15 protein-coding genes and 1 pseudogene are annotated in these 18,898 nt (G+C 35.0%); 13 read left to right on the plus strand and 3 right to left on the minus strand.

Annotated features, from left to right (window positions below; translation table 11 throughout):
- Positions 1 to 271 precede the first annotated feature (271 nt).
- The 3 genes from AACZ49_RS13240 to pth all read left to right on the plus strand — a co-directional run bounded on the left by AACZ49_RS13240 (position 272) and on the right by pth (position 2,599).
- Entirely contained in the window at positions 272 to 1,213 is a 942-nt protein-coding gene (locus AACZ49_RS13240; protein ID WP_339655715.1) for a ribose-phosphate pyrophosphokinase, read from the plus strand.
- Positions 1,214 to 1,259: 46 nt separating this feature from the next.
- On the plus strand, positions 1,260 to 1,883 hold the full coding sequence (locus tag AACZ49_RS13245; RefSeq protein ID WP_339655717.1) for a 50S ribosomal protein L25/general stress protein Ctc: 624 nt from the start codon (positions 1,260 to 1,262) through the stop codon (positions 1,881 to 1,883).
- An 86-nt stretch (positions 1,884 to 1,969) separates the two neighbouring features.
- Complete coding sequence (gene pth, locus AACZ49_RS13250) at positions 1,970 to 2,599, plus strand: aminoacyl-tRNA hydrolase (protein WP_339655720.1); 630 nt, start codon at positions 1,970 to 1,972, stop codon at positions 2,597 to 2,599.
- 1 nt (position 2,600) lies between these two features.
- Here pth and AACZ49_RS13255 read toward each other — a convergent pair whose 3' ends face one another.
- On the minus strand, positions 2,601 to 3,287 hold the full coding sequence (locus AACZ49_RS13255; RefSeq protein WP_339655722.1) for a hypothetical protein: 687 nt from the start codon (positions 3,285 to 3,287) through the stop codon (positions 2,601 to 2,603).
- Positions 3,284 to 7,048 carry a reprolysin-like metallopeptidase gene (locus AACZ49_RS13260; RefSeq protein ID WP_339655723.1) on the minus strand — a complete coding sequence of 1,255 codons (3,765 nt, stop codon included), beginning with the start codon at positions 7,046 to 7,048 and terminating at the stop codon, positions 3,284 to 3,286. The genes AACZ49_RS13255 and AACZ49_RS13260 overlap by 4 nt, the downstream gene beginning before the upstream one ends.
- 52 nt (positions 7,049 to 7,100) lie before the next feature.
- Here AACZ49_RS13260 and AACZ49_RS13265 point away from each other — a divergent pair, with 52 nt between their 5' ends.
- Entirely contained in the window at positions 7,101 to 8,027 is a 927-nt protein-coding gene (locus tag AACZ49_RS13265; RefSeq protein WP_339655726.1) for a bifunctional riboflavin kinase/FAD synthetase, read from the plus strand.
- 1 nt (position 8,028) lies between these two features.
- Positions 8,029 to 9,360 (plus strand): HTTM domain-containing protein, encoded by a 1,332-nt coding sequence (locus AACZ49_RS13270; protein ID WP_339655729.1) that lies wholly within the window; start codon positions 8,029 to 8,031, stop codon positions 9,358 to 9,360.
- A 4-nt stretch (positions 9,361 to 9,364) separates the two neighbouring features.
- Here the strand turns inward: AACZ49_RS13270 and AACZ49_RS13275 are convergent, their stop codons facing one another.
- Positions 9,365 to 9,745, minus strand: a complete 381-nt coding sequence (locus AACZ49_RS13275; RefSeq protein WP_339655732.1) for a VOC family protein — start codon at positions 9,743 to 9,745, stop codon at positions 9,365 to 9,367.
- Between the two features lie 79 nt (positions 9,746 to 9,824).
- Between AACZ49_RS13275 and serS the strand changes: the two genes are divergently transcribed.
- The 8 genes and pseudogenes from serS to mgtE all read left to right on the plus strand — a co-directional run bounded on the left by serS (position 9,825) and on the right by mgtE (position 18,867).
- The gene (serS, locus tag AACZ49_RS13280; protein WP_339655735.1) at positions 9,825 to 11,096 is read left to right on the plus strand and encodes a serine--tRNA ligase; all 1,272 of its coding nucleotides are present in this window, start codon (positions 9,825 to 9,827) and stop codon (positions 11,094 to 11,096) included.
- 1,366 nt (positions 11,097 to 12,462) lie between these two features.
- A complete protein-coding gene (locus AACZ49_RS13285) occupies positions 12,463 to 12,876 on the plus strand; it encodes an OsmC family protein (RefSeq protein WP_339655738.1) in 414 nt (137 codons plus the stop codon).
- A 133-nt stretch (positions 12,877 to 13,009) separates the two neighbouring features.
- Positions 13,010 to 13,335: pseudogene (locus AACZ49_RS13290) on the plus strand (multidrug efflux SMR transporter).
- An 85-nt stretch (positions 13,336 to 13,420) separates the two neighbouring features.
- Positions 13,421 to 14,065 (plus strand): DUF1801 domain-containing protein, encoded by a 645-nt coding sequence (locus AACZ49_RS13295; RefSeq protein ID WP_339655741.1) that lies wholly within the window; start codon positions 13,421 to 13,423, stop codon positions 14,063 to 14,065.
- A gap of 99 nt (positions 14,066 to 14,164) precedes the next feature.
- Positions 14,165 to 15,922 (plus strand): tetratricopeptide repeat protein, encoded by a 1,758-nt coding sequence (locus AACZ49_RS13300; protein WP_339655744.1) that lies wholly within the window; start codon positions 14,165 to 14,167, stop codon positions 15,920 to 15,922.
- Positions 15,923 to 16,008: 86 nt separating this feature from the next.
- Positions 16,009 to 16,641 (plus strand): DUF4286 family protein, encoded by a 633-nt coding sequence (locus tag AACZ49_RS13305; RefSeq protein WP_339655747.1) that lies wholly within the window; start codon positions 16,009 to 16,011, stop codon positions 16,639 to 16,641.
- A 20-nt stretch (positions 16,642 to 16,661) separates the two neighbouring features.
- Complete coding sequence (gene rsmA, locus AACZ49_RS13310) at positions 16,662 to 17,528, plus strand: 16S rRNA (adenine(1518)-N(6)/adenine(1519)-N(6))-dimethyltransferase RsmA (RefSeq protein ID WP_339655750.1); 867 nt, start codon at positions 16,662 to 16,664, stop codon at positions 17,526 to 17,528.
- Positions 17,515 to 18,867 (plus strand): magnesium transporter, encoded by a 1,353-nt coding sequence (gene mgtE, locus AACZ49_RS13315; protein WP_339655753.1) that lies wholly within the window; start codon positions 17,515 to 17,517, stop codon positions 18,865 to 18,867. Before rsmA ends, mgtE begins: the two co-directional genes overlap by 14 nt.
- The last annotated feature ends 31 nt before the right edge of the window (positions 18,868 to 18,898 follow it).

An 18,898-nucleotide genomic window follows, 5' to 3' on the forward strand; every position in this document is an offset into this window, starting at 1 on the left:
CTACCAATTCCGCCACCGAGGCATTAAATTTCAAATCTGGATTTTGAATCCAGCGCGTCTACCAGTTCCGCCACTCGAGCATAATCGTCAACTTGAAACGACATCCTATAAAAATTAGGACTGCAAAACTAAATAATATTTTTGTTACTATCACCAAAAATATCAAGATTTATGCATTAGCAACCAAATTTAATTTTTAAATTTGCACCTCTTTAAAATACAGGTACTTCTACATATTTGAAGCAACTGTTTTGGAAACAATAAGAAAGACATGCCATATCAAGTTCCACAACCGAAAATATTTGCTTGCACTCAAAGTAAAATCTTAGGCGAAAAAATCGCCAAAGCATATGGTATGGAATTGGGCAATGTTCTATTTTCACGTTATAGCGATGGGGAATTTCAGCCCTCATTTGAAGAATCTATTCGAGGTACACGAATCTTCATTATTGGATCAACCCACCCAGGTCCTGAAAATTTAATGGAAATGTTATTGATGATCGACGCGGCAAAAAGGGCATCGGCACGTCACATAACTGCAGTAATGCCTTATTTCGGTTGGGCCAGACAAGATAGAAAAGACAAGCCTAGAGTACCTATTGCAGCAAAACTTGTTGCTAAAATGCTTGAAACAGCAGGAGCTACTAGAATTATTACAATGGATCTTCATGCAGATCAGATACAAGGCTTTTTCGAGAAGCCTGTAGATCATCTTTTTGCATCTACCCTGTTTTTACCATATTTGAAAAACCTTGGTTTAAATGACCTTACCATAGCCTCACCAGATATGGGAGGTTCCAAAAGAGCATATGCTTATTCCAAAGCTTTAGATTGTGATGTAGTTGTATGTTACAAACAAAGGGCAAAGGCAAATGTTATTTCCCATATGGAATTGATTGGTGACGTACAGGGAAAAAATGTTGTTCTCGTAGATGATATGGTCGATACCGCTGGCACTTTGACAAAAGCAGCGGATTTAATGATGGAGCGTGGCGCTATTAGTGTAAGGGCTATTACAACACATGGTTTACTGTCTGGTGACGCATATGAGAAAATCGAAAAATCGAAACTAACAGAATTAATTATAACCGATTCTATTCCTATAGAAATAAAAAGTAATAAAGTAAGAGTATTAAGTTGTGCGAATTTATTTGCAGATGTAATGGACAAAGTTCACAACAACAACTCTATTTCTTCTAAATTTTTAATGTAGTTCAGAAGAAAAATTTAAAGTAGAATATTAATTTTTAATACATATAATGAAGTCAATTACAATTAAAGGATCAGAAAGAGAAAGCGTAGGCAAAAAGGCAACGAAGGCCTTACGTAATGCTGGAAAGGTACCTTGCGTAGTATACGGAGGGGATAAACCATTACACTTTTCAGCAGATGAACTAGCGTTCAGAGACTTGGTTTACACTCCAAATGCACACACAGTTGCAATTGAATTGGATGGTGGAGCTTCTCTTAAAGCGGTTATGCAAGATATTCAGTTTCACCCAGTAACAGACAAGATCATACACATTGATTTTTATCAATTGTTCGATGACAAAATGGTTACTATGGATATTCCTGTACGTTTAGAAGGTAATTCACCAGGTGTTCGTAACGGTGGACGTTTATTATTTAGAAAACGTAAACTTACGATCAAAGCATTACCTGCCAAATTACCAGATTTCTTTGATATCGATATTTCTAAATTGAAAATCGGTCAAAACATATCTGTTGGTTCATTGTTAAGTGATGATTTCAGCATTCTACATCCAGATACTACTGTTGTTGTACAAGTTAAAACTGCTCGTACTGCCGTTGCTATTGATGATGAAGATGAAGAAGGAGAAGAAGGTGCTGAAGATGCAGCAGAAGAAACTGCTCAAGAATAAATATCTTATTTTAAGATTTACTAACAAGCATCCCGATATGTGTATCGGGATGCTTTTGTATTTTTATATCTTAATTCAAACAAGCTATGTTTCGTTTTTTAAAATCCCTTTTTACGAAAACGAATATAATTACTGAAGAGAAAGACCCTATGAAAAAATATTTAATTGTCGGCTTAGGCAATATAGGAGACGAATATGCAGAAACCCGTCATAATATAGGGTTTAAAGTGTTAGATGAAGTAGCCAAAGCACACGATTTTACTTTTGAGACTGCCAAGCTTGGTGATATAGGTTCATTTAAGATTAAAGGCCGAACGGTTATTTGCCTTAAACCTTCAACATATATGAACCGAAGCGGCAAGGCACTTAAGTACTGGATGGATAAAGAAAATATTCCTCTAAGCAATGTTCTTGTTATTACCGATGATATCAATCTACCATTTGGCACTATTCGCATAAAGACAAAAGGAAGCAACGGTGGACATAACGGATTAAAGGATATAGAGATATTTCTACAATCTATTCTCTACAATCGATATCGTTTTGGTGTAGGTGCAGATTTTGGTAAAGGTAGGCAAGTAGAATACGTATTAGGGCAATGGGACGATGAAGAAAAAGCTTTGTTACCTGAACGATTAAAAAAATCAACCGAAATAATCAATTCATTTGTACTAGCTGGTATTGCTCGCACTATGAATCAATATAATAACACATAAACTATAGTACTTTAAAATTATAAATTCCTGAATTAGATTTATTGCCTTCAGCATCGATTACAACTATACTCCAATAATAAACAGTATTTGCCGTGACCGAGACCTTTATACTATTTACGGAAGGCTGAAGTGCTCGAATTAAATCGACAGGAATCGCCTCTACCGAAAAATAAACTTCGAAACCAACAATATCGTTATCTAAATCAGATGCTGTCCAAGACAAGGTAACTTCATTATTTATGTCTTTAAATACATTTTCTGAAGATACCGGACTCACATTAGATGCAGGAAAAGGCGCAAACGTTGTTCTTGAACCAGAATTATAAAAATTCCAAACCTCACTTGATACTGTTTGATCTACCTGACTATTTTTTGAGCGTACTATCCAAGAAAATTGTTCCCCTTTTTCCAATGGCAGTTTTGTAGATGTAGTAGAAGAAGTAATAGTTTGTACTGTACCTGTAGCAGTATTGGTCACTCTTAATTCATATGTTTCGGTATTATCTGCTGCAGACCACCTAAATTCTACCTGGCTGGTTTCTTGCCCTAAGCTTAGACCAGTAGTGCATTCAGAATTCTGTTCTGGAAATACTAATTGAACAGCTTCGGGAAGTGACGGCGTACGCTTCTTTTTACAGCTCGTACAAGCTATCATCATACATATACCTAAAAACAAAAAGCGTGTCATTCTTTAATTATTTTAGAGGTCCCTTTTATGGTCTTCCCTTCATATTTCAGATAATATATACCGGTAGACAATGAACTTAAATTTAACTCTATTATTCCTAGATGAGAAAATTCACTAGAACTGTAAATCAATCTTCCATCAGCACTAAAAATACTCACTTTTATATTTTCTTCACTATCACCCAAATAAACTTGAACAAAATCTACTACAGGGTTTGGAAAAACAATTGGCTTCTCAAAAAAGCTAATTTGTTCTTCATAAATTCCTTGGCATGGCATATCAGTAGATACCTTAAGTGTATTCAACCCTTTTCCTAAATCTAAAACCACACTAGACTCTTCGGTTTGTATTGAAATTCCGTTTAGTTCTATGGTATAAAAAAAAGATCCTTCCATCTCAAGCGTAATCTGCGTGCCATCTAATGCAATTTTAGATGTAACGCTTAGCGCCTCAGGTTCTGTTATTTGAATTTCAACACAATATTCATTGTATGAAATGCTACCGTCTATTCCTGTAATACAAAGCGAATAAACTCCAGAACTTAAATTTGCCAAATTAAAGGAATTTGAAAAACTCTGAGTTATATCAAGTCCATTCCCTAATACACTTATTTGATAATCAAGGGCAAGTTTCGGAATTACGGTTAATGCACCATCATTATTTTCCCTACATGTTTCACTAACTAGGCTTATACTAAAATTTTCAGCTGGAAAACGGTAAACTGGACATCCCGAGGCATCTACCTCTAGACCTTCTGGTGTTCCCAAACAAAGATCATCGCCATCATCAAAAACTCCATCGTTATCATTATCTGGCCTAAAATCACCTTCTACACAAACTTCAAGAGCAAAGGCCTTTAAACTACCTCCATCAGAAGGTGCGTTATCTTGAATTTCCAAAACCCATTCTCCTAATATAGATTCTCCATTAAAAGTACTAAGACTACCAAGCGGTTTAACCATTCCACTTATACCAGGCTCAATAGAGCAATTGAACGACGGACTATCATCATCAAAAGTGGCATTTATATTTCGCGATTCACCACAAGAACTAGAAACCAAAGTAACAACAGTACCCGCTGGCGATATTAGGTTAATGACCAAATCTGCTAAAAAAGTATGGTCAAGGTCTATAATAACATTCAAGTCGGCCACAGGCAGGTCTTCATAAAATACAATTTTAGAACTAATTACAGGTGTACCACTACTTGAAATAGCAATGGGTAATGCTGTAGCATCTTTTGTCGTGCAATTAAACTGTATGGTAGAAAAGGTAAATGCCGTACTGAAAACCCCCTCGCCGCAATCATTTTTTGGTTTTACTCTCCAAAAGTATTGACTATTATTATCGATTTGTACAGGCGAATATGTATCTGTACTTACCGTAGCAGATTCTATAATATTTAAAAAACCCACATCGGTAGAAATTTCGATATCATAGAGTGTATTGCCCATTGCCGCATTCCATTGTAAAACAATATCCTTTGAAGTATCCACAATGCCATCTACGGGAGACAACAACTGCACCGTTTCAAAATTATCATCGTATACCCTTAACTGAAGAATTACCTCTTTTGTGATTGTCGCAGAAGTAGCCAAAACTCGAATAGGATATGTACCAACAGCTAAATTCGAAATACCTTGAAAATCAATAGTCACGGGTGTATCAGTAACATCAGCAGATACCGGGGTAAACTGCGCCGTTAAACCTGCAGGCGTACCAATAGTACTGAACGTACTCTGCTCATTAAAGCCTAAGTCCATCTCATAGGTAAAAGGAACACTAATATCGTTTGGCTTACACACATTGTATACCACCTGTTCAAAATTCAATACTATTTCTGACGGCGTTATAGAAAAATCAGCAGCGTTTACCGCAAAGAAAATATTATCATCAGCCTTCACCATTATACGACCAGCACTGGTTGAAATATTTGGAATAATTACACTTTGACTACCATCGTTAATTGTGTTTTCAAGCAATGTTATAGGATAGGTAAAACCGCCATCTATAGACAAAAATACCGATACCGTTTCAGCACTAATCGGTACAATATTAGTATTGGCTACATCCCAAGAAATCGTCTGTACCGATCCCGCCTCAAAAGATAGTTCTGTAATTTGTGAAGTGACAACAAATGGCCCAGCTTCGTTTATTACGGACACCTGTAGTTCATCTGAGATTGATTGACCACCATTTAATGCATTGTCGCGTACTGTTAACGAAAAATTCATTTCGCGGGCAATACTAGAGAGTGTTTCCCATGCATCGCCAACTGTAGGCACTGTTTGTGTCAATTGGCCGCTCAAAATCCGAGTCAAATTTGGAAAATAACGTTGGGGTGAAAGGCTCGGAGACAAGGACCTAAAATTAGCTCCTACCGGATTATTAGGCCCAAAAGTAGCTTGGGTTACCACTCCATTATCTATCTGTTCCCAAGTATAGCTAAGTATATTTGAAGCATCCACATCATTTGCCGCACCTGTTAATACGAAAGGTGTTCCTTTAGGTACGCTATAATTAGTCAAAGGAAATAACGTTGGTGGGGTATTTGTCAATACTTCAGTTTCACCACAAGAAACAGTTTGTAGAAAATCCCTTATTTGAACAATACTTACATAATGAAAATAATCATCACTATTAGTTGCAACGTTATTATTACCCGTAATACCTGCATAGCCCATTATAGTAGTACCACTAGCTGGCTCTACCTGCACTGTGGTACCTTCTGAAATATGTGAAAAAGTATGGTTTGCACCAAATTGATGCCCCATTTCATGGGCAACCAAATCAATATCGAAAGCATCCCCAGTGGGTGTTGACAAAGTAGTATAACCACTACCCTTTCTATTATCTGTACAAACCGCACCTATAAAGCCAGAATTACCATCTAAAGTATTATCCTGTTGGTTAAACAAATGCCCTATGTCATAATTAGCTTCACCTATAATATTAGTAAGGGTATTTTGAACTTGAGCACTTAAACTTCCTGTATATGGATCAGTTTCGGGATCAGTATAAATCACCAAATCTGTATTATCAATTAATTCAAGTGTAATAGCTAGATCTCGTTCAAAAATCGCATTTATTCTTGTCAAGGTCGCATTAATTGCCGCGAGAGCATCAACTTTTGTACCACCATGAAATTGAGTATATTCCCCAGAGGCTGAAATGGCAACCCTAAACTTTCTAAGGGTTTGATCATCGACTAATTTTGCAGTTAAATTCTGCGAATATTCCATAATGTCTGGCATGGTACTACAGACAAAGTTAAGATCACTTTTTTCTTGTTCGGTTCTTCGATAAAGAACATAGGTGTCATCAGTTGACTTTTGCATAAATAGCGCTCCATTTTCCCCAGCCGTACTAATCATACTTTGAATGCCCTTACCCGAAACACTAAAGCGAACTTGTTTGGTTAAGTTATGCAATGCCACCCCTTTATATGACTTTATAGTAGGATACTTCACTGCAAGGCCTTTTGAAAAAACAGTGGCCTCTTCAACCTTAAAAGGCACCAAATTACCTTGCTCATCTGGAAAGTAAATTATCTTAGAACTTGATTTTGCAGACAGTGTATTTAAAAATTGTTCTTGATTCAATGTAAATGCCCGACCTTTATCTACACGTAAACGTTGCTTAGTAAATTGTTTAGCGCTTGCATTTAATTCCGTATTTTTCCAATATGTAGTTTGAGCCACCCCGTAAAATGGAAGAAATGCTATGGTAATTGAAAAAACTAGACGTAATTTTGCAATCATTAAGGAGCTTTTATCTCAAATCAAATATAAGTCTTTTTATTATTCATCATAAGTGATTACAGTCCACAACATTTCCAAATACAAAGAAGAATATCCTACAGTCATTACTATTGGCACTTTTGATGGGGTGCATATAGGTCATCTAAAAATACTGAATAAGGTCATAAACCATGCCAAGAGTACAAAATTGAAATCATCAGTACTTACCTTTTTCCCTCATCCAAGAATGGTTTTACAGAAAGATACCGATATTAAACTATTGAATACAATAGATGAAAAGATTAGCATTTTAGAACGACTTGGATTAGATATTTTAATTGTACATCCTTTTACAATAGAGTTTTCTAGACTTACCGCTACAGAATTCGTTCGCGACATTCTAGTGAATACCTTGAATATCAAAAAAGTTATTATCGGTTACGATCATAGATTTGGGCGCAATAGAAATGCCAATATTACAGACCTAATTGCTTTCGGCAATGCATTTGATTTTACCGTAGACGAAATACTCGCACAAGAAGTTGATGATGTATCGGTTAGTTCAACAAAAATAAGAAAAGCCTTAGAGAATGGGGATATCGATACTGCAAACAGTTATTTAGGTTATGAATATATGCTTACCGGTACTATAGTAAGAGGAAAAGGAATTGGTAAGCAACTCGGTTACCCAACAGCAAACTTATCTATAGCTGAAAGTTATAAGCTAATACCTAAAAATGGAGCCTATATCGTTAAAAGTGCTTTAGACGGAAAAATCGTTTATGGTATGATGAATATTGGATTTAACCCAACCGTTAATGGCACCGAAAAATCAATTGAAATTAATTTTTTCGACTTCGATGTCGACCTTTATGACAAAAAAATACAGGTAGATATATTAACCCGATTACGTGACGAACACAAATTTGAATCGATAGATGGTTTAAAAGCGCAATTGGCAAAAGACAAAGAAAAATCGCTCCAATATATTCAGCAATAAAATGTTTAACAAGTTATTATTTGAAAAGATAGATAATAGCGCACTGATCATTTTTCGCATATTCTTCGGCATTTTAATATCTCTTGAGTGTTTTGGGGCAATCGCTACAGGATGGGTAAAGCGAAATCTTATAGACCCTAAATACAATTTTCCTTTTATAGATTTTGACTGGTTACACCCATTACCTGGATCAGGCATGTATTTCTATTTTGGCCTTATGGGCCTTTTGGGTCTATGTATAGCTTTTGGCTTTAAATATAGGATGAGCATGATTACGTTCACCCTGCTTTGGACAGCAACCTATTTGATGCAAAAGACAGCCTACAATAATCACTACTATCTACTTATTCTGATTTCCATTTTGATGTGCTTTTTTCCAGCGGAAAAAGCAAAATCAATTGATACAAAACTAAATACAAACCTAGAGACCAACTCTATGTATAGTTATGTAAAATGGATTATAGTGCTTCAACTCTTTATTGTTTACGCATACGCATCTATCGCCAAAATATACGTAGACTGGTTAGACTTCAGTATGATTGAAGTATTAATGCGCCCAAGAAAAAATTACTGGTTAATCGGCGAAATTTTGCAACAATCTTGGCTACATAGTATTATAAGTACGGCTGGCATATTCTTCGACCTTTTCATTGTACCCACATTACTTTTCAAACCTACCAGAAAAGTAGCCTTTTTCATTTCAATATTCTTTCATTTATTCAATTCCATTATATTTCAAATAGGTATTTTTCCTTACCTTTCAATTGCCTTCAGCGTATTCTTTTTTGAACCGAAAACCATCCGCAGAATATTTTTTAAATCAAAAGAGCCATATAACAGCACTAATGAATTTGTGGTTACCAATAACAAAAACAGTCTGGTATTACTAATGTCGATATATTTTTTAGCTCAATTATTATTACCTATTAGGCATTATATTATTGAAGATGATGTGCTATGGACAGAAGAAGGTCATCGAATGAGCTGGCGAATGATGTTGCGCAGCAGAGTTGGCAAAGGTAACTTTACGGTCGTTAATAAAAATACTAAACAAATATTTGAGATAACACCTAATAATTACCTTACGGCAAACCAAGAACGAAAAGTGTTATCCTATCCAGATTTTGCATGGCAATTCGCCCAATATTTAAAAATGGATTTTAAAAATAAGAATATGGACGTTGCCGTGTATCTAGAAGATTCTCAAATCAGCATCAACGGTAAACCTTATGTGCCATTTTTAGATTCAACCACCGACTTGGCGGCAGAACCTTGGAAACCATTAAAACACCATAATTGGATACTGCCTTCGAACTTAAAGCAACCCAAGTAACATTTTAGAACTTAACAGTTCGCTGACAAAGTTGAAGGGGCATGCCCCAAGGATCCCGTAACATTACCAAATGACTGCCATCTTCCTTTAAAATTTCTTCAAAATAACTAGCCCCTGCATTGAGTAATCGTTTTTTGTCCTCGTCTGCATTTTCAGAAACAAAAGCTACATGAAACGTTAGCGGGTGCTTATTCCTATAATCCTCAGCTAATTCGTCTTCTCGTTTATAGAATTCAATAACGACGCGACCTGTACTATCGGCCAAAAAAGTCATAAATGGAGATTCCTTCTGCTGGTTCGCTATCGTTAGCCCTAAATGGGTACAGTACCAATTAACTACCCCGTTAATATCAACTACATTTAATGCAAAGTGTTCAAAAGTCATTTTAATCGATGATTAGACCCTAAAAGTATCTAATTTAAAACTAAGATTAACGTAAATTTGTAGTCAAATACAACTTAAAATGTTACAATTACAGACCATACGGGAGAATAAGGATAATATTATCCTTGCCCTTGGAAAAAGAAATATTGACGCTCAAACCCTCTTGGACAATGTACTTCAATTGGATGAAAAAAGACGTACTACTCAAACCCAATTAGATAATGTCTTAGCAGAATCCAATTCACTTTCCAAAGAAATTGGTGCTTTGTACAAAACAGGTAAGGCTAAAGAGGCCAATATATTAAAAGAAAAAACAGTCCATTTAAAAGACGAATCTAAACAACTGGGTGAAGATTTGAACATTGTCGAAGAAGAGCTCCAAGCATTGCTATATCAGATACCAAATGCACCACACACTTCTGTTCGGAAAGGTTCATCTGAAGAGGACAATGAAGAAATCTTTAAAGAAGGTGATATACCTACTTTAAATACAGGAGCCCAACCACATTGGGAACTTGCAAAAAAATATGACATCATAGATTTTGAATTAGGAGTAAAAATCGCTGGAGCTGGTTTTCCTGTATACAAAGGAAAAGGAGCCCGTTTACAACGCGCCTTAATTGCATATTTTTTAGATAAAAACACCGAAGCGGGATATACCGAAATTCAGGTTCCCCATTTAGTGAACGAGCTATCTGGTTATGGCACTGGGCAATTACCTGATAAAGAAGGTCAAATGTACCATGTTACCGCAGACGACCTGTATTTAATACCTACGGCAGAAGTTCCTGTCACCAATATTTTTAGGGATGTCATTGTGAATGAAAGTGATTTTCCTATCACATATACTGGCTACACACCATGTTTTAGAAGAGAAGCAGGTAGTTATGGGGCACATGTACGTGGTCTAAACCGTTTACATCAGTTTGACAAGGTTGAAATTGTTCGAGTCGAGCATCCAACAAAATCCTATGAAGCTTTAGATGGCATGGTAGAACATGTGAAAAATATTTTAAGGGAATTAAAATTACCATATCGTATTCTTCGTCTTTGCGGTGGTGATTTAGGATTTACGGCCGCTCTAACTTTTGATTTTGAAGTATTTTCTACTGCTCAAGACCGTTGGCTAGAAATTAGCTCTGTTTCAAATTTTGAAACATACCAAGCCAATAGATTAAAATTGAGGTATAAGGATGAAAACGGAAAAAATCAATTAGCACATACCTTAAACGGTAGCTCTTTGGCCTTACCTCGTGTTTTGGCAGGTATTTTAGAAAATTACCAAACCCCTGAAGGTATTAGAATACCAGATGTATTAGTACCTTATTGTGGGTTTGATATGATTGTTTAGCCACCTACTTGAGAGACTAAGAACGCTAACCATGGTACGTATTATATTGTTCAAATCTTGATTGTTTTTAAAATGAATTCATATACTAGTAGTATTTACTCATTAACCAACCCGTTCGGTAAATCGTCCAGACATGACTTTATTTTAAATTTCCTGAACAAAAAACCTGAACTCATTTTCTCGTTGCTATATAAAATTCATACAAAGGTTAGATTAAATGTATTTAAACTCAATAAACTTTTTTAGAGGTATTTCAATAATTTTCATCGTTTTTGGACATTGTTTAGGTCTAGCTGATTTTTCTTATGATTCTGTCTTTGGTAATGCTATTTATAACTTGACTCTAGGAGGAACGACTTTTTTTGTATTTATTTCTGGTTTTTTATTTCATCATATTTTTTACGCGAAATTTCAATATAGGCAGTTTTTAATAAAAAAACTAAATACGTTTTATTACCATACCTAATTTTATCAACACTACCAATAGCCTATTTACTTCTTAGAATTTCCATTGCAGGCATTTCATCTTCAAGCTCTATTACAAACCGTTATAATGAACTTTTTTCCTTTCCAATATTTGGTCATTACCTCACCGGAGTTGATGAAAATTTTATTGGCTACTGGTATATCCCTTTTATTTTAATCATTTTCCTACTATCACCTCTTTTTATCAGATTCATAAAACTTAATTTTAAAGCCCAGATATTAATTACCATTTTGCTCCTAATTTGTTCCATTTTTATGCATAGGGGCATCGAATCAAATGCATTTTCTGTTTTTCAGAATGTTTTATTCTTTACACCTATATATTTATTTGGCATCATATCCTCGGAAAAGAAAGATGTTATTTATGTTAAATTAAAAAAAAGAGAATTTTATATCTTAAGTATCGCACTTACACTCGCAATATATCAGGCATATATTGGCGAGTTGGGGAATTATCAGAAATCGCCTTTTATTTACGGTGGGGTGGATTTAATGATTGTACAAAAAATCCTCCTATGTCTCTTTTTTATGGTCTTTTTAAATCGTTTTGAACATTATAAACTTCGTTTTTTTGATATAATAGCTGCCAATAGTTTTGGTATATTTTTTATTCATGGGATTGTTATTTATATTATTAGACTTACTAAAATGAGATTAGATTTTTCATTTACCCCAAATTCATTTGTAATATATTTCGTGGTTGGCTCAACCGTATTTTTCCTTTCCTTAATTGTGACTTTTATTGTAAAAAGATTTTTTCCAAAATATAGTAGATATCTAATTGGCAGTTAATTGACTATATCCCTTTCTTTATTGGTTTATCTTAAGTTATGTATATTAAGAGACTTACCAATTAATAAATTATAACGATATCTAAACTATGGAATACTATACAAAAGCATACTCTGCCGCAAAAACAAATGCTACAATAGTCATAAAACAATCAAAAATTGATTTTGGAATCACCCCAGAAACAGCCGATAGTTTACCAAATCCTGCAGAATTATTTTTAGGTTCATTTTCGTCATGTGTTCTTAAAAATGTTGAACGTTTCTCCATTCTTATGCATTTTGAATATACCACAGCTGAAATTTCAGTAAAGGCAACACGTTTCGAAAAACCTTCCAGAATGGACGAGATCAACTATGTACTAAAGGTATATAGCAAAGACAAGAACTTAAATATAGACTTACTAAAAAAAAATATAGAAAAGTTCGGGACTATTTATAATACCATCAAATCATCTTGTACAATAAATGGCAGCATAGAAAAAATTTCAGATCAGAAAAGGTGAAGGTCTTAACAGCCTGTTTTTACAACATAATTAGCCTCATAATTTCTTTGAACTAACAATTTTAAAATGAATATATATGACAACGATTTAGCCAAAAAGAGACACCACTTTTACAATAAATAAATACCAAAATATGAATTGGATTATTTTAATTATTGCAGGGCTGTTCGAAGTTGTCTTTGCTTTCTGTTTGGGAAAGGCCAAAGAAACTACAGAAAACGAAATGTACCTATGGCATATAGGCTTTTATTTGCACTATGTATTAGCATGGCCCTTTTAGTGAAAGCTACACAAACCTTACCTATAGGCACCGCATATGCAGTGTGGACAGGTATTGGCGCTGTTGGTACAGTATTAATGGGGGTCGTGGTATTCAAAGAACCTACCACATTTCTTAGACTACTATTTATTACCACGCTTATTGGCTCTATTATTGGTTTAAAAATTGTATCTCATTAAATTTACACCAATTAGAAATACAGCAACTAAAAAGTAAATTTGCAGCCTGTTCTTTTTAAGAATATAAATAGCAATTGTGATTGCCATGAACATAAAAGTTACAGATTATCTTAATGGACTTACCCAATGGAAGGAAGAGTTAACAAAGCTTAGAGAGATAATTCTTGACTGTAACTTGGTAGAAGATTTTAAATGGAAGCATCCATGCTATACCTACAAAGGTAAAAACATAGTACTACTGCATGGTTTTAAAGAATACAGCGCCCTTCTATTTTACAAAGGTGCCCTTTTAAAAGACCCAAAGAAAATACTGATTCAACAAACAGAAAATGTACAGGCCGGTCGACAAATTCGATTTACAAATTTAGAAGATATAAATAAATTAGAGGCTTCAATCAAAAGTTACCTGCTAGAAGCCGTAGAGCATGAAAAATCTGGTCGAAAAATACCAATAAAAAAGGTGTCTGATTTTGATTTTCCGATAGAACTAGGAGAAAAATTCAAAGAAAATCCTGAACTTGAAACTGCCTTCAAAAATCTTACTCCTGGTCGACAAAAAGGATATTTATTACATTTTTCGCAAGCAAAACAGTCCTCAACACGACTATCAAGAATAGATAAAAACACAAAACGAATTTTTAATGGCAAGGGATTAAACGATTGTATATGCGGACTTTCCAAACGAATGCCAAATTGTGATGGCTCTCATAATCAACTCTCTTCGAAATAATTATTTTTTTCACATGTGTTGTTCCTGTCAACTTTACACCATCTTATAGCATTCTACGTATCTTTGAATATGCGTTTTTTAATTTTCCTTATTTCGTATATGTCACTGACCACTTTTGCTTGGGCTCAAGAAGATTTTTTGGCAAAGCAATATTTCGCTGACGGTGATTTTGAAAAGGCGGTGGTTTTCTACGAGAAATTAGTAGAGAAAAATCCGCGACGAACAGAATATGCACAAGATCTAGTCTCCTGCTACCAACAATTATCGCGTTACGAAGACGCAGGTGAATTTCTTAAAAAACGTTTAAAAGAACGAAACCCCTACCCTACTTTATTGGTAGATTTAGGATACAATCACGCCCTCCAAGAGCAACCAGAAATGGCACAAACCTATTATACTCAAGCCATAGAAATTATTCCTAAAAATCCGAATTACGGTTATGCCATCGGTCTTCAGTTTCAAAAGTATAGTCTATTAGATATGGCGATTAGCGCTTTTGAAAAATCCATGCAGCTTAACCCAGCATTAGATTTCAACTTTCAATTAGCACGTATTTATGGGGAGCAAGGTAATGTTGAAGCCATGTACAATGCGTATTTGAATTTGGTTATAGATGGTAAAACTTCAAAATCGAATATTTTAAGGAGTATCGATGATTTCGTTACAGAAAATCCCGAGGATACAAATAATATGCTATTAAAGAAGGTACTACTTGAACGAGCTCAGAAATACCCTGATATCATTTGGAACGAATTACTTAGCTGGCTTTTTACTCAACAAAATCAATATAATAGTGCCTTCAGGCAAGAAAGAGCCATATTTAAACGAATAGACGGTAGTTCTACAGTACGTTTAGAAAATTTAGGCAGTAATGCTTTAGAAGCTGAAGATTACGAAGTCGCTAAAGATATCTATAGCTATATAATCGACAATACCAACAATGAGATTACCAAATTAGATGCAGAATTAAACCTAATCGATATTGAGTTAATAAATGCCTCTCAAGGTCAATTAGATACAATTAAAAAGAGATATGACCAACTTATAGATAACTACGGTTATAAGGCACAAACACTACAACTTCAAGTAGCCTACGCAAATTTTCTCACGTTTAAAAAAAATGAACCACAACCAGCAGAAAAGCTTTTAAAAAATAGTCTTGAACTTCCTTTAAGTGACCGGGGAACTGCGTATCTAAAATTGGCTTTAGGTGATATATTGGTCTATGATAAAAAATTCAACGAAGCACTTATTTATTTTTCACAGATACAACAAAAATTAAAGAATGATGTTCTAGGGCAAGATGCCCGCTTTAAAGTTGCCCAAACAAGTTTTTATAAGGGAGATTTTGATTGGGCCTTGACCCAGTTAAAGGTTTTAAGAAGTTCAACTTCACAATTAATTGCCAATGATGCCATGCAATTGAGCTTGTTGATTTCAGATAATTCCATAGAAGATTCTACACAAACGGCTTTAAAAAAGTATGCCCGAGCAGATTTTCTATCCTATCAAAATAAAACCGATGATGCTATAAATGCCTTGAACGATATTCTTGAAAACCATAAAGGTGAAAAAATTGAAGACGAAGCCTTATTTAAACAGGCCGAGTTGTTCGAATCACAAAAAAAATATGACGAAGCTCAATTAAACTATCAAAAAATAATCACTTTTTATGGTAATGGCATATTGGCAGATGATGCATATTATGCTTTGGGCGAGCTTTACAGAAAAGTTTACAAAGACACCACAAAAGCTAAAGAACAGTATGAGAAAATAATTTATAATTATCAAGACAGTTATTATTTTCCACAAGCACGAAAGAACTTTAGAATTTTAAGAGGCGACTCAATTAATTAAAAGCATCCTCACAATTATATTTAAGATACCGTTCAGTTAATTTTGTATCTGACATTTGATTTTAAGGAAGAACCTGAATTTAACATATGTATATCTATAACGTAACCACTAATATCGAAGAAACCAGCCATGAAACTTGGGTAAATTGGATGAAAGAAATTCATATCCCAGAAGTACTATCTACAGGTAAATTTCTAAGTGCAAAATTCACAAAAGTCTTGATTGAAGAAGACATGGGCGGTTTTACCTATTCGGTACAATATTCTGTAAAGGATAAAGCTACTTTAGAACGATATTATGAGGAAGATGCTCCTAAATTAATAGAAAGTATTCAACGTAATTTCGCAGGCAAATTAGTCTCCTTTAAAACTGAATTAGAGGTTATAGATGAATATTTCGTGCAGCGCGCTACCGCCACACATTACTTGTTTACTTATGGTACTTTACAGGAACGGGAGGTACAATTAGGGGTTTTCTCAAGACCCTTAACTGGTTTTGAAGATGAATTACCACAGTACATTCTTTCGGACAAAAAAATAGCAGACCTATATCCGACTTTACATCACACCGGAAAAAAAGAAGATGGTATTAAAGGGCAAGTCTATACGCTATCCCATCAAGAATTACGAAAAGCAGATATTTATGAAGGTGAGGCCTACGAAAGAATTCAAATACAATTGGCATCTGGTAAAAATGCCTGGGTGTATATTGCGAAATAAGCTTGGTTTAAGAACAAATTATGGGAACGAAAAGGAAAAAGAATAAAGGCGATAAGTATGCTCATAAAAAGCATCACGAAAAAGGACCCGTAAAAGCCAAGAAATACTTAGGCCAGCATTTTTTAAAAGATGAAGATATCGCCAAACAAATTGCCGATACCCTTTTACAAAAAGAATATCATAATGTTATAGAAATAGGTCCTGGTACAGGGGTTTTAACCAAATACCTACTTCTACGAAACAGCAATTTAATAGCCATGGATTTAGATACCGAGTCTATTGAATATCTAAATGAGACCTTTCCATTAGAGTATCCGAAGGCATTTGAAGGTGATGGTTCTTTTAAGGTTATCGAAGCCGATTTCTTAACTTTTGATATTCAATCCTTATTTGGCACAGAGCAATTTGGTATAACAGGTAACTTCCCATATAATATCTCTACTCAAATTGTTTTTAAAATGCTAGAATTAAGAGATCAAATTCCCGAATTCTCTGGCATGTTTCAAAAAGAAGTTGCACAGCGAATTTGTTCAAAAGAAGGCAATAAGGCATATGGCATTTTATCTGTTTTGGTTCAAGCATTTTATGATGCCGAATATCTTTTTACGGTACAACCAGATGTATTCGACCCACCACCAAAAGTACAATCGGGTGTGTTACGCCTTACAAGAAAAAAAGATTTTCAACTTTCTTGCGACGAACAACTATTTTATAGAGTAGTAAAAACCGCATTTAATCAGCGTAGAAAGACCTTACGCAATAGTTTAAAAACATTTACTCTATCTGATAATCTCAAAGAAGATACTATATTTGATCTAAGGCCCGAGCAACTGGCCGTTCAAGATTTTATTGCATTGACGAAGAAAATAGCAGATGATACCCTTTAAACTAACAGAAGAACTTGTTACTGAAATAGAACAGCTAATTGAAAACCAAAATAATGCTGGGCTCAATGCTATGCTTGCAGATATACATTATGCTGATATTGCAGAGATCATCAATGAACTTAATGATGATGAGGCTACCTACCTAATTAAATTATTAGATAGCGATAAAACCTCTGATATTCTTACTGAATTAGATGAAGATATTCGCGAAGCAATTTTAGGCAACCTTTCTTCAAAAGAAATTGCTAGTGAATTAGAAGCGCTTGATACTGATGATGCTGCTGATATAATTGGCGAACTCCCCAAAGAGCAAGTACAAGATGTTATCTCTAAAATTGAAGATCGTGAACACGCCAAAGATATTGTAGACCTTTTACGTTATGCAGAAAATTCTGCAGGTGGTCTTATGGCAAAAGAGCTTGTAAAGGTTAACGAAAATTGGAACGTTCTAACCTGTGTTAAAGAAATGCGGGCGCAAGCAGAAAACGTAACTCGGGTTCATTCTATTTATGTCGTAGATGATGAGGACAAACTTAAAGGACGTTTATCGTTAAAAGATTTATTGACCACCTCTACCAAAACACACATAAAAGATGTTTTTATTCCCAACGTTGATTCTGTAAATGTAAATGAAGACCCAGAAGAGGTTGCAAGAATTATGAGTAAATATGATTTGGAAGCTATACCTGTAATAGATGAAATTGGTAGGTTGGTAGGTCGTATTACCATTGATGATATTATAGATGTTATAAAAGAGGAAGCCGAGCGCGATTACCAAATGGCGGCAGGTATTTCACAAGGAGTCGAAGCAGATGCAAATATTTGGGAATTGACCCGTGCACGCTTACCATGGTTAATTCTGGGCCTTTTTGGTGGTGCCGCTGCCGCCGTAATCATGGGCGGATTCGAAGAAATGTTCAGAGAATACACCGTGCTTTTTTTATTTACACCACTTATTGCGGCAATGGCGGGGAACGTTGGGGTTCAATCAAGTGCTATTATTGTACAGGGTTTAGCTAATGACGATATAAAAGGAAGCATAAGCAGTCGCTTGATCAAAGAAATGCTCTTAGCTCTTTTGAACGGATTTATACTTTCTTGTTTGTTATTGGTTTTTACTTGGATATGGAAAGGTGACTTCCTAACATCTTTGGCAATTTCCATTTCTCTTATTGCCGTTATAGTAGTAGCAGGCTTTATAGGTACTTTCGTACCGTTGTTTTTAGACAAACGAGGTATTGACCCAGCAATAGCGACCGGACCATTTATTACCACGAGTAATGATATTTTCGGTATTTTAATTTACTTCTCTATTGCCAAGCTTATTTTGGGTATTTAATAACGGCTCATTCTCGTTTTAGAATAGTACT

It is taken from the genome of uncultured Maribacter sp. (assembly GCF_963975365.1).
GTDB lineage: Bacteria > Bacteroidota > Bacteroidia > Flavobacteriales > Flavobacteriaceae > Maribacter.